10 protein-coding genes and 1 tRNA gene are annotated in these 11,448 nt (G+C 70.3%); 5 read left to right on the forward strand and 6 right to left on the reverse strand.

What is annotated here, in order from left to right; translation table 11 throughout:
* The first annotated feature begins 6 nt into the window (after positions 1 to 6).
* Complete coding sequence (locus MKK69_RS07060) at positions 7 to 153, forward strand: hypothetical protein (RefSeq protein WP_243967048.1); 147 nt, start codon at positions 7 to 9, stop codon at positions 151 to 153.
* Positions 154 to 165: 12 nt separating this feature from the next.
* Here the strand turns inward: MKK69_RS07060 and hemC are convergent, their stop codons facing one another.
* Positions 166 to 1,089 (reverse strand): hydroxymethylbilane synthase, encoded by a 924-nt coding sequence (hemC, locus tag MKK69_RS07065; RefSeq protein WP_243967049.1) that lies wholly within the window; start codon positions 1,087 to 1,089, stop codon positions 166 to 168.
* A 197-nt stretch (positions 1,090 to 1,286) separates the two neighbouring features.
* Between hemC and MKK69_RS07070 the strand changes: the two genes are divergently transcribed.
* The gene (locus MKK69_RS07070; RefSeq protein WP_243967051.1) at positions 1,287 to 2,207 is read left to right on the forward strand and encodes a metallophosphoesterase; all 921 of its coding nucleotides are present in this window, start codon (positions 1,287 to 1,289) and stop codon (positions 2,205 to 2,207) included.
* 73 nt (positions 2,208 to 2,280) lie between these two features.
* Complete coding sequence (locus tag MKK69_RS07075) at positions 2,281 to 2,742, forward strand: ABC transporter ATPase (protein ID WP_243967052.1); 462 nt, start codon at positions 2,281 to 2,283, stop codon at positions 2,740 to 2,742.
* A 27-nt stretch (positions 2,743 to 2,769) separates the two neighbouring features.
* Here MKK69_RS07075 and MKK69_RS07080 read toward each other — a convergent pair whose 3' ends face one another.
* Positions 2,770 to 4,302, reverse strand: coding sequence for an acyl-CoA carboxylase subunit beta (locus MKK69_RS07080; RefSeq protein WP_243967053.1), 1,533 nt, complete (start codon positions 4,300 to 4,302; stop codon positions 2,770 to 2,772).
* A 151-nt stretch (positions 4,303 to 4,453) separates the two neighbouring features.
* Positions 4,454 to 4,528 (reverse strand) — tRNA-Val (locus MKK69_RS07085).
* A 167-nt stretch (positions 4,529 to 4,695) separates the two neighbouring features.
* Between MKK69_RS07085 and MKK69_RS07090 the strand changes: the two genes are divergently transcribed.
* Both MKK69_RS07090 and MKK69_RS07095 read left to right on the forward strand, forming a co-directional pair.
* A complete protein-coding gene (locus tag MKK69_RS07090; RefSeq protein ID WP_243967054.1) occupies positions 4,696 to 5,037 on the forward strand; it encodes a SelT/SelW/SelH family protein in 342 nt (113 codons plus the stop codon).
* Between the two features lie 100 nt (positions 5,038 to 5,137).
* Positions 5,138 to 7,309 (forward strand): sensor histidine kinase, encoded by a 2,172-nt coding sequence (locus tag MKK69_RS07095; RefSeq protein WP_243967171.1) that lies wholly within the window; start codon positions 5,138 to 5,140, stop codon positions 7,307 to 7,309.
* A gap of 18 nt (positions 7,310 to 7,327) precedes the next feature.
* Here MKK69_RS07095 and MKK69_RS07100 read toward each other — a convergent pair whose 3' ends face one another.
* Genes MKK69_RS07100 through MKK69_RS07110 form a run of 3 tightly spaced genes read right to left on the reverse strand, consistent with a single transcriptional unit; the run spans position 7,328 to position 11,396 of the window.
* A complete protein-coding gene (locus MKK69_RS07100) occupies positions 7,328 to 8,476 on the reverse strand; it encodes an ABC transporter permease (protein ID WP_243967055.1) in 1,149 nt (382 codons plus the stop codon).
* On the reverse strand, positions 8,473 to 9,489 hold the full coding sequence (locus MKK69_RS07105; RefSeq protein ID WP_243967056.1) for an ABC transporter permease: 1,017 nt from the start codon (positions 9,487 to 9,489) through the stop codon (positions 8,473 to 8,475). The genes MKK69_RS07100 and MKK69_RS07105 overlap by 4 nt, the downstream gene beginning before the upstream one ends.
* Entirely contained in the window at positions 9,486 to 11,396 is a 1,911-nt protein-coding gene (locus tag MKK69_RS07110) for an ABC transporter substrate-binding protein (protein ID WP_243967172.1), read from the reverse strand. Before MKK69_RS07110 ends, MKK69_RS07105 begins: the two co-directional genes overlap by 4 nt.
* Between the last annotated feature and the right edge of the window lie 52 nt (positions 11,397 to 11,448).

The following is an 11,448-nucleotide window of genomic DNA, read 5'->3' on the forward strand; positions in this document are numbered from 1 at the left end:
CCGGAGATGGGCGAGGGGCTCTTCGCCGTGCTGGATCTCGGCCTCGCCTTCGCCGTGGTGTTCGGTCTGGGCGTCTGGCAGCTGGTCGCCGTGCGCCGGAGCATCCGCCGCGATCGTGATCGACCGGGCGGCGGCCCAGATGGTACCCGGTGAGCCGGGGCCCGGTTATTTCAGCTCGCACACATAGGTGTCGCCGGCCGCGGCCTTGAGGGCCGCCCCGGCCTCGCGGCCGATCCGCTCGGCCTCCGCGGCCGGTCCTTGTCGGGACACCGACCAGTGGCGGCTGCCGTCAGGCAGAAACAGCAGGCCGTCGAGCGACAGGGTCTCGCCCTCGATCCGCGCCAGGGCGGCGATCGGCGTCCGGCACGAGCCGTCGAGTTCGGCGAGCAGCGCCCGTTCGGCGGCGACGGCGGTGGTGGTGCGGGCGCAGGCGATGGGCGCCAGCAAGGCGTGGATCGGGCGATCGTCCGCCCGGCACTCGATCCCCAGGGCCCCCTGCGCCACGGCGGGCAGCATATCCTCGACCGACAGCACGCTGCGCGCCATGGCCTCGAGGCCCAGGCGCTGGAGGCCGGCCAGCGCGAGCAGCGTCGCGTCGCATTCACCGGATTCGAGCTTGCGCATCCGGGTGTTGGCGTTGCCGCGCAGCGGGACGACCCGGAGGTCCGGCCGGCGCATCAGTACCTGAGCGGCCCGGCGCAGGGACGAGGTGCCGACCCGCGCACCCGCTTGCAGGCCGGCCAGGCCGTCGGCATGCGGGGACAGGAACGCGTCCCGCGGATCGTCGCGCTCCAGGATGCAGGCGATGGTCAGGCCCTCGGGAAGCCAGGTCTCCACGTCCTTCATCGAGTGGACGGCGACATCGACCTCCCCGGCGAACAGGGCCTGCTCCAGCTCCTTGGTGAACAGGCCCTTGCCGCCGATCTCCGAGAGCGGCCGGTCCAGGATCTTGTCGGCCACCGTGGTGACGACCACGAGTTCGGTCTCGAGGCCCGGATTGGCCGCGACGATCCGGTCGCGCACCATCCCGGTCTGCGCGAGCGCCATCGGGGAGCCGCGGGTGCCGATGCGCAGGGGACGGTTCAACATCTGGGTCCGGATCTTCTTCGCGGGACGGGGAGGGGCCTTATAGACCGGCCTTCACGTCAGGCCACGGTCCGGTTAGGGATTCAGAGTTGCTGAACCCGGCGCATGTCAAGCTCACGGGCGGCGCGAGTCGGCCCCGCTTTCGCCGGACTGCGCGCCTAGCCGCTCACGGCGAGATTCAGGGCCAACGGAATGGTGCGATGCTGATCCTGCCGAGTCGACGGCAGTTCCTGACCGGCCTCGGCGCGGGCGTCGGGATGACGGCGGCAACGGGCGTCTACGCCCTCGATATCGAGCCGATGCACCGGCTCGTGGTGACCTCCTACGCGCCGGCCCTGCCGCACTGGGACCCGGCGCTCCGCCTGCGCGTGGCGGTGCTGGCGGATTTCCACATCTGCGAGCCGTACATGCCCTTCGACCGGGTCGCGGAGATCGTCGACGCCACCAATGCGCTCAAGCCCGATCTCGTGCTGCTCCTCGGCGACTACCCGGCGGGGGGGATCGCGTGGCGCAAGCTGCCTCTCGGCCAGTTCGCCCGGATGATGGAGGCGTTGAAGGCCCCCCTCGGCACCCACGCGATCCTCGGCAACCACGATTGGTGGGACGACGAGGCGGTCCAGTCGGCCCGGCGCGGGACGCCCGCGGTCAAGGGACTGCTGGAGGCGCGCGGCATCCCCGTGATGGAGAATCAGGCCGTCCGTCTGGTCAAGGACGGGCGCCCGTTCTGGCTCGCCGGCCTCGCCGACCAGCAGCCGTTCACCGGAACCTGGATGTCGCTGAGCCACGCCGACGTGCCCCAGACCCTCGCGGCGGTCACCGATGCGGCGCCGGTGATCCTGATGGTGCACGAGCCCGATATCTTCGTGCGCGTGCCCGAGCGGGTCTCCCTCACGCTGGCCGGCCACACCCATGGCGGGCAGATCCGCCTGTTCGGGCGCTCCCCGGCGATCCGCAAGGTCCGCGGGCACGACTATTCCTACGGTCACATCGTGCAGGACGGCCGTCACATGATCGTGTCCGGCGGCTTCGGGATGAGCCGGATCCCGGTCCGCCTCGGCGTTCCGCCGGAGATCGTCCTGCTGGAACTCGGACAGGTCGAGGCGTCGCCCGCCGCCGTCTGATCGGGCAGGGCGGGGCCCGCGCCGGAACGCCGCGCCGCTCGTTTTTCCGGCATCGCCGCGCTACCTGCCCCACATGCGCGCGCTCCTGCCCCTTCTCGCCCTCACCTGCCTGACGGCCGCCCCCGGACCGGCCCGGGCCCAGTCCTGCGACACCCTCGTCGACAAGGTCACGGCCGAGACCGCCGCCAAGGCGACCGAGCGCCGGAGCGATTACGCCAGCTTCACGGCCAGTCCGGACATGACGCTGACGCTCGCCTGCGGGGAACCGGACCTGTCCTCGGTGGGCGCCCAGTTCCGGGGCGAGAATCCGCCGGACAGCTACTACGACCTGTTCGGCCATGCCGGCCACGCGGTCACGGGCATCGACGCCGCGGTGATCACCGAAGCCGCACGCAAGGCGCAGGCGGCGTCGGTTCGTCTGCGCCACAGCAACGTCGACCTCGGCGGCGCCCGCGTCACGTGCTCGGCGATGGTCTCCCCCGACAAGGGGCCGCTGACCCTCTGTGCGGTCATCGAGCACAGCGACCGGAGCTGAACCCAGCTTCCGGCCGCCGATCCCGCCTCAGAGCGGGATGTTGTCGTGCTTCTTCCAGGGCTGCTCCATCTTCTTGGTGCGCAGCATGCCGAGCGCCCGGGCGATCCGGCGCCGGGTCGAGTGCGGCATGATGACCTCGTCGATGTAGCCGCGCTCGGCCGCCACGAAGGGCGACAGGAACCGATCCTCGTACTCGCCGGTGCGCGCCGCGATCTTCTCGGGGTCGCCCAGCTCGCTGCGGAAGATGATCTCCACCGCGCCCTTGGCGCCCATCACGGCGATCTGCGCGGTCGGCCAGGCGTAGTTCACGTCCGCGCCGACATGCTTGGACGCCATGACGTCGTAGGCGCCGCCGAAGGCCTTGCGGGTGATGAGCGTCACGAGCGGCACGGTCGCCTGCGAGTAGGCGAAGAGCAGCTTGGCGCCGTGCTTGATCAATCCGCCATATTCCTGAGCCGTACCGGGCAGGAAGCCCGGGACGTCGACGAAGGTCACGATCGGGATCCCGAAGGCGTCGCAGTAGCGCACGAACCGCGCCGCCTTCCGCGACGCGTCCGCGTCGAGCACGCCGGCCAGCACCATCGGCTGATTGGCCACGAACCCGACCGTGCGCCCCTCGATCCGGCCGAAGCCGGTCATGATGTTGCGGGCGTAGGCCGCCTGGATCTCGAAGAAATCGCCCTCGTCCACGACGCGGCGGATCAGCTCGCCCATGTCGTAGGGCTTGTTCGGATTGTCGGGGATCAGGGTGTCGAGCGAAGAATCGAGGCGATCGACATCGTCGAAGCTCGTGAGTTCCGGCACGCCGTCGATGTTGTTGGCCGGGAGAAAATCGAGCAGCCGGCGGATCTGGAGGATCGCCTCCACGTCGTTCTCGAAGGCGCCGTCGGCGATCGACGACTTGGTGGTGTGGACCTTGGCGCCGCCGAGTTCCTCGGCGGTGACGACCTCGTTGGTCACCGTCTTCACGACGTCGGGGCCGGTGACGAACATGTAGCTCGTGTCGCGGACCATGAAGATGAAGTCAGTCATGGCCGGCGAGTAGACGTCGCCGCCCGCGCACGGGCCCATGATCACCGAGATCTGCGGGATCACCCCCGAGGCCATGACGTTGCGGCGGAACACCTCGCCGTAGCCGCCCAGCGCCGCAACGCCCTCCTGGATGCGCGCGCCGCCGGCATCGAAGATGCCGATGATCGGGGCGCGCATCTTCAGCGCCATGTCCTGGACCTTCACGATCTTCTGCGCATGGGCCTCCGACAGGGAGCCGCCGAACACGGTGAAATCTTTGGAGAACAGGAAGACCGTTCGGCCGTTGATCGTGCCCCAGCCGGTCACCACGCCGTCGCCGGGGATCTTCTGGCTCTCCATGCCGAAATCCGTGGAGCGGTGCTGCACGAACATGTCGAATTCCTCGAACGACCCATGGTCGAGGAGGAGTTCGATGCGCTCCCGCGCGGTGAGCTTGCCGCGCTTGTGCTGCGCCTCGACGCGCCGCTCACCGCCGCCGAGGCGGGCCTGCGCCCGGCGCTCTTCGAGCCTGTCGAGGATGTCCTTCATGATTGTCGCCCACCCTTCCGCCGCCCGGAACCTGCGGCCCGGATCGGGCCGGTCCAAGCTTATGCATTGACCGATGGAGCGCCCTTAGCACGGGCTTTTCGGGCGGCAAACCGACGCGGCGCATCGGGCGATCGGCCATCGGGAGGGGGGCTGGTGGACGGTGCAGGGATCGAACCTGCGACCTTTCCCGTGTGAAGGGAACGCACTACCGCTGTGCTAACCGTCCGTACCGGGGACCCGCCAAGAGGCGGAGACGCCGCGTCGCCTGTGCGGATGTGCCACCCGGGCACCGGCGACCGGATGCCGGGCCTTCTAGGGCGTGGCGGGCCGGGGCGTCAAGCGTCACGCGGCGGCGAGGTTGACAAGCCCCGTGACACAATGCGCTGTGCCCGGATGCACGAGGGGCCAGCGGACGTGAATCCCGGCAGCGACGTGACGGGTGAGGCCCCGGTTCGGGCGGAGCGGCCGCGCGTCGCGATCACCTACTGCACGCAGTGCAATTGGCTGCTCCGATCCGCCTGGATGGCGCAGGAGCTGCTCTCGACCTTCCGCGACGATCTCGGAGAGGTGGCTCTGATCCCGGCGACGGGCGGCGCTTTCCGGATCGAGCTGAACGGTGCCCTGCTGTGGGAGCGGGTGCGGGATGGCGGTTTCCCCGACGTGAAGGCCCTGAAGCAGCGGGTGCGGGACCACCTCGACCCGGAGCGCGATCTCGGCCATATCGACCGGTCATGAGGCGAGGGAACGGTGACGAGCCCGCGGAGCGCCGCGGGCCGGGGACGGGCCCCGCTTGAGTCCGGACCATCAGGCCGAGGGCGGCGGGCTCCCGGCGGTGATGCCCGCGCGCCGGTCATGGCTGGCGCGGCGGCTGCACCGCTTCGCCGGCAACGGCTTCTCCACGCAGGTCTATCTGATCGCGCTGGTGATCGCGCTGATCGGACCGGGCCTTCTGTTCACCAGCATCCTGCTGATGCGCTACGCCTCGGCCGAGCGGGCGCGGTTCGAGCAGGATGCGCGCGAGAACGTGCGCGGCATCGGCCTGTCGCTCGACCGCGATACGGCCGGTCTCGTCTCGGTGCTACAGACCCTGGCGACCTCGCCGCGGATCCGCCAGGGCGATTTCGAGGCCTTCGACGCCCAGGCCCGGCTCGTGCGCGATTCGATCGACCTCGACGTCCTGCTCCGGCGGCCCAACGGCCAGGAGGTCGTCAACACCGGCGTGCCGCGGAGTGCGCCGATGCCGATCATGGCGGTCCCGTTCGACCAGGAACTCGCCCGGGGCACGCAGCGCGCCATGGTCAGCGGCTTCGTCCCCGGTCCGACCCCCGGCGAGTCGACCTACGCGGTCGGCGTCCCCGTGATGATCGACGGCGAGGTCGGCTACATCCTGAGCTTCACCGTGCCGCTGTCCCGCCTCCAGGGGATCCTGTCCCGGGAGGTCGTCCCGGGCTGGACGACCGGCATCAGCGACCGCAACGGCGTCGTGCTGGCGCGTCTGCCCGATCCTGATTCGGTGATCGGCCGGCCGCGGCTCGCCAGCCTCCGGCAGGTCCAATCGGCGACCCCCGGGGTGTGGGAGGGCCAGGACCGCCAGCACAAGCCCGTGGTGGTGATCGAGGCGCGCTCCCGCCTGACCGGCTGGATGGTCGCCACCAGCATCCCCCAGGCCCTCGTCGACGCCCGGGTGCGGCGCTGGATCTGGGCCTTCGCGGGGTTCGGCCTGCTGGTGCTCGCCACCTCGTCGCTGCTGGCGGTCAATCTCTGGTCGCGGGTCTCCCGGCCGCTGCGTCTGCTCGCCGCCTCTGGACCCGCCCTGGCGCGGGGCGAGGCGATCCCCCGGGTGTCCTCGCCGGTCCACGAGATCGAGCGGCTCGGCCTGGTCCTGTCGGAGGCCTCGCTCCGGCTGCGCACCCGCGAGCAGGAGCGGGACCGGGCGCTGGCCGACACCAGGCGCGGCCTCTCGGCGCTCAGCGAGAGCGAGGCCCGATTCCGGCACATGGCCGATTCGGCGCCGGCCCTGATCTGGATGACCGACGAGACCGGGGAGGTGAGCTTCGCCAACCTGCATTTCGAGCACATGTTCGGGACGCCGGCGGCGGAACTCGCCAATCAGGGCTGGCACCGGATCGTCCACCCGGAGGAGCTCGAGGGGTTCCGCGCTGCCTTCACCGAGGCCTTCGAGGCCCGGGCGTCCTTCCGCATCGAGGTCCGGGTCATCGACCGGGAACGGGCGGTGCGCTGGCTGCGCTGCGAGGGCGTGCCGCGCCTCGACGACGACCACAACTTCCTCGGCTATACCGGCTGCAACATCGACATCACCGATGCGAAGAACGCCGAGGAGCACCTGCTGCTCCTGATCCACGAACTCAATCACCGGGTGAAGAACACCCTGGCCACGGTCCAGTCGATCGCGGCCCAGTCCCTGCGCGGCCTCGAAGGCGCCGAGGCCGACGCCGCCCGGGCGGCGTTCGAGGCGCGCCTGCTGGCGCTCGCCCGGGTCCACGACGTGCTCACCCGGGAGAGCTGGGAGGGGGCCGAACTGTCGGCGGTCGTGGCGGACGCGATCCGGCCGCTCGAATCCGGCGATGGCCGCGCCTCGCGCTTCCGGGTGGCGGGGCCGCCCCTGCGCCTGCCGCCGCGCCTGGCTTTGTCGATCGCCATGGCGCTGCACGAACTCGGCACCAACGCGGTCAAGTACGGCGCGCTCTCCGCCGAGGGCGGGGTCGTCGAGATCGCCTGGACGGTGCGGCGCGAGACCGAGACGCGCCTCGCGCTCCGCTGGTCGGAACGGGGCGGGCCGCCGGTGAAGAAGCCGACCCGGACGGGTTTCGGATCGCGGCTGATCGAGCGCAGCCTCGCCCGGGAACTCGCCGGCGAGGTCGCCTTGACCTACGAGCCCGGGGGCGTCGTCTGCACCATCGACGCGCCGGTGCCGCCCCCGGGCCTGATCGAGCGCAAGAGCGCCGTGGCGCCCGCCCGGATCGCACCGCTGCCGTTGGCCGGATGATCCCGGATCCGCCGCCCGTCAATGATACGGGTCGGCGGCGTCGCGAAGGCCGTCGCCCATGAAGTTGAAGGCCAGCACCGTCACCAGGACGGGCACGACCGGGAGCAGCAGCCACGGGTAGATCTGTACGGCGGCGAGATTCTGCGCCTCGTTGAGCAGCACGCCCCAGCTCGTCACCGGCGGACGCAGGCCGAGGCCCAGGAAGGAGAGGGCGGTCTCGCCGAGGATCATGGTCGGGATCGACAGGGTCGCCGAGGCGATCAGGTGGCTCATGAAGTTCGGGATCAGGTGCCGGCCGATCACCCGCGCCGGGGACGCGCCCATCAGCTCGGCCGCCTGGACGAAATCCTCCTCGCGCAGCGCCAGGAGCTTGCCCCGCACCGCCCGGGCGAGACCCGGCCAGTCGAGGAGGCCCAGGATCACCGTGATGCCGAAGAAGACGAGGAGCGGGCTCCAGTTCGGCGGCAGGGCCGCCGACAGGGCGAGCCAGAGCGGCAATTCGGGCAGGGAGCGCACGACCTCGATCAGGCGCTGCACGCCGGCATCGACCAGCCCGCCGAAATAGCCCGCGACGCCGCCGAGGAGCAGGCCCAGCGCGAAGGAGATCGCCACGCCGACGAGGCCGATCGTGAGGGAGATCCGCGCGCCGTAGATCATCCGAGAGAACAGGTCGCGCCCGAGCTTGTCGGTGCCGAACAGGAACAAGGTGCCGGTCTCCGGCGGGCAGACGAGGTGCAGGTCCCCGTGGATCAGGCCGAGCCAATCGTAGCCGTCCCCGCGGCACAGGAAGCGCAGGGGCTGCGGTGCGCCCTCATCCACCACGTAGTCCCGGCGGAACGTGTCGAGGTCGAGATGCGCCCGGTACGGGTAGACGAACGGACCGGCGAGGCGCCCGTCGTGGACCAGGTGGACGCCCTGAGGCGGCGCGTAGAGGAAATCGCCGTTGCGCCGCGCCTGTCCATAGGGCGCCATCAGCTCCACGAACGGCACGATCGCGTAGAGCGCCAGCAGTATCAGCGCCGAGGCCACGGCAAGGCGGTGCCGCAGGAATTTGCGCAGGATCAGCCGCCAGGCCGAGGCGCTGCCCGCCATGCCCTCGGCGCGGGCATCCGGCTCGAAGGGCAGCGGGTCGACGAAATGGCCGGCGGCGGGCATCGCGTCGTTCATCGCAACCCCATGCGGATGCGCGGATCGAGCCAGAGGAGGGTCAGGTCCGAGATCAGCATGCCGACGAGCGTCAGGGCGGCGACGAACATCAGGATGAAGCCGGCCATGAACTGGTCCTGGCTGCGCAGCGCGTCGAGGAGCAGTGGCCCGACGGTCGGCAGGCTCAGCACCAGCGAGACCAGGACCGACCCTGAGACCAAGTGCGGAAGCAGGTTGCCGATATCCGCCACGAACGGGTTGAGCGACATCCGGAACGGGTATTTCACCAGCGCCCTGACGGGCGGGAGGCCCTTGGCGCGGGCGGTCACCGTGTAGGGCTTGGCGAGCTCGTCCAGCAGGTTCGCCCGCATCCGGCGGATCATCGCCGCCGTGCCGCCGAGCCCGATCACCAGGGTCGGGACGACGAGATGCGCCAGGAGCGAACGGATCTTGGCCCAGGTCCAGGGCTGGTTGGTCAGGGCCGAATCGTAGAGGCCGCCGATCGAGAGATCGAACCAGCGGTTGGCGTAGAACAGCAGGATCAGCGCCAGCAGGAACCCCGGCACCGCGAGCCCGACATAGCCCAGGAGGGTCACGACGGCGTCGCCGACGGTGTGGCGGTGCGTCGCCGAGTAGAGCGCGGCCGGGATCGCCACCAGATGGACGAAGATCACCGCGGTGAGGTTGATCAGCAGCGTGAGCCAGAGGGCGTCGCCGATGACATCCGCCACCGGCTTGTCGTACTCGAACGACCAGCCCCAATCGCCCTGGAGCAGGCCGGAGAAGCCGGCCGGCCCCGGCATCGCCCCGATCCACATCAGGTATTGCTGCCAGACCGGCCGGTCGAGCCCGTATTGGTGGATCAGCAGCTCGGCCTTGGCCACGGAGGTCGCGTCCCCGGTGGCGCGCAGCTCCATGATGCGGTTGGTCAGATAGTCGCCCGGCGGCAGCTTGATGATGACGAAAACCAGCACCGAGATGACCAGGAGCGTGGCCGCCATGGTGGCGACGCGCCGGAGCAGCGGCGCGATCACCGGACCTCCGCGCGCGGACCGGCGCCGCTATCCCAGAACATCTCGTCGAGGCGCTGGACGCCGATCATCGCGGTGGGCTCCCAGGAATACAGGGCGCGCTGCGGCAGGTTGATCAGGCGGGCCGCGCCGACCACCGGCTGGAGCGCGCCGGCGACCGTGCCGATCACCCAGGTGTTGCGGGCGTGATTCATCAGCATCTCGCGCCAGATCGTCGCCTGCGTCCCGGCATCGGTGGTGTCGCGCCATTGCCGGTCGAGGTCGAGGAGGCGCTGGACGTCCGCGACATCGCAGGGCTCGCCGCTCTTGCCGTGACTTTCCGCGCTGAGGCTCCAGGCCGGCCAGGAATAATGCTCCGGCTGCGCCGGGCTCAATTCCGTCGGCGGCATGATCGCGGTCGGCACCGCGAGGTCGAGGCCCTGGGCGGCCACCATCACGGTGAGGCCGCCGATCGAGCGCCGATGCAGATTCGTGCGCTCCTGGGGCTTGGCGATGAGGCGGATACCGACCTCGCGCCAGAATTCCGTGATCAGCTGGAGGGCGTCGAGCACCATCTCGGCCTCGCCGTCGCTCTCCACCACGATCTCCAGGGGCCGTCCGTCGGGCAGCAGGCGGATGCCCGCGCCGTCGCGGCCGGTCAGGCCCAGCGCGTCCAGGAGACTCGCGGCCTGGGCCGGATCGTAGCCGGCGTTGAGGGTTCGAAGCTCCGGCGCGTAGAGCGGACTGTCCGCCACGATCGTGTCGTTGCCCTCGGTGCCCAGCCCGAACAGCAGCGTGTTGTTCAGCGTCCGCCGGTCGATGGCGTGCGACAGGGCGTGGCGGTAGCGCAGATCGCGGTTGAGCCGCCGCCAGACGGGATCGGCCGTGGTCAGGTTCGGATAGAGCGCGATCTCCGAACCGCGGGCCACCGGCCAGAGGTTGGTGCGGTAGCCATGCGCTTTCTCGCCCTCCTTGAGGCTCGGGATGTCGGGCATCGCCAGGCCACGGAACATCAGGTCCGCCTCACCGGCATTGGTCTTGGCGACCAGCAGACCCTGCGAGGCCACGTCCATCACGATCGCATCGACGTAGGGCAGTTGCGTGCCCGCGGTGTCGACGCGGTGATAGCTGCGGTTGCGCTCGAACCGGAACCGGGTGGCCGGCGAGCGGGTCCGCGGCACCCAGCCCTGAAGGGTCGGGCAATCCGGGTTGTTCAATTCGTAATTGTCGTCGAGGCGGTTGTGCAGGGCTGCCCAGCTGCGCAGCTTCTGCGCCTTGGCCTTCGCCTCGGCCACCTCCTTGCCGACGTAGCGGGCGTGGACCGGCTTCAGGTAGTGCGACGGCCGGTAGATCAGCGGATCGCGCGGCGCGGCCAGCGCCGGGAGAAAGATCGGGTTCGGCCGCTCCCAGGTATAGCGGATCGTGAGCGGATCGGGATAGGCGACCTGCGGCGGCTTGCCGTCCACCAGGAAGAAGGCCGGCGGCCCCTCGGGGCTCAGCGCCTTCTCGTTGGCGACATCCTCCCAGTAGTAGCGGAAATCCTCGGCGGTGAACGGCTGCCCGTCCGACCAGCGGTGTCCCTTGCGGATGGTGAAGGTGAAGCGGCCGCCCTCGACATCGACCCGCTCCAGCAGATCGGGCCGGAGGTTCAGGTCGGCATCGTAGCCGACGAGGCGGGTGTAGCCGTAGACCGAGAGGTAGCGCACGTCCCGGGCCTTGGCGATCAAGGTCCGGATCGTCCCGCCGGCGCTGCCGACCCGGCGCCCCCGGGCGGCGAGGTCGACCACCAGGGGATTTTCGGGCGGGGCGGGGGTCTCGCCCTCCGCGCGGGCGATTCGCGGACCGACAAGGGCGGCGGCGCCGAGGCCGGCGACCAGGGTGCGGCGCGAGATGCCGCGCGCGTGGGTCGGCTCACGAGACACGGGACACACGTCGCGTTCGTCGACCCGCGAGTCCGCTTGCTCCAGGAGCGTCGCGAGGAAA

Source organism: Methylobacterium sp. J-026, from assembly GCF_022829585.1.
Lineage (GTDB): Bacteria > Pseudomonadota > Alphaproteobacteria > Rhizobiales > Beijerinckiaceae > Methylobacterium.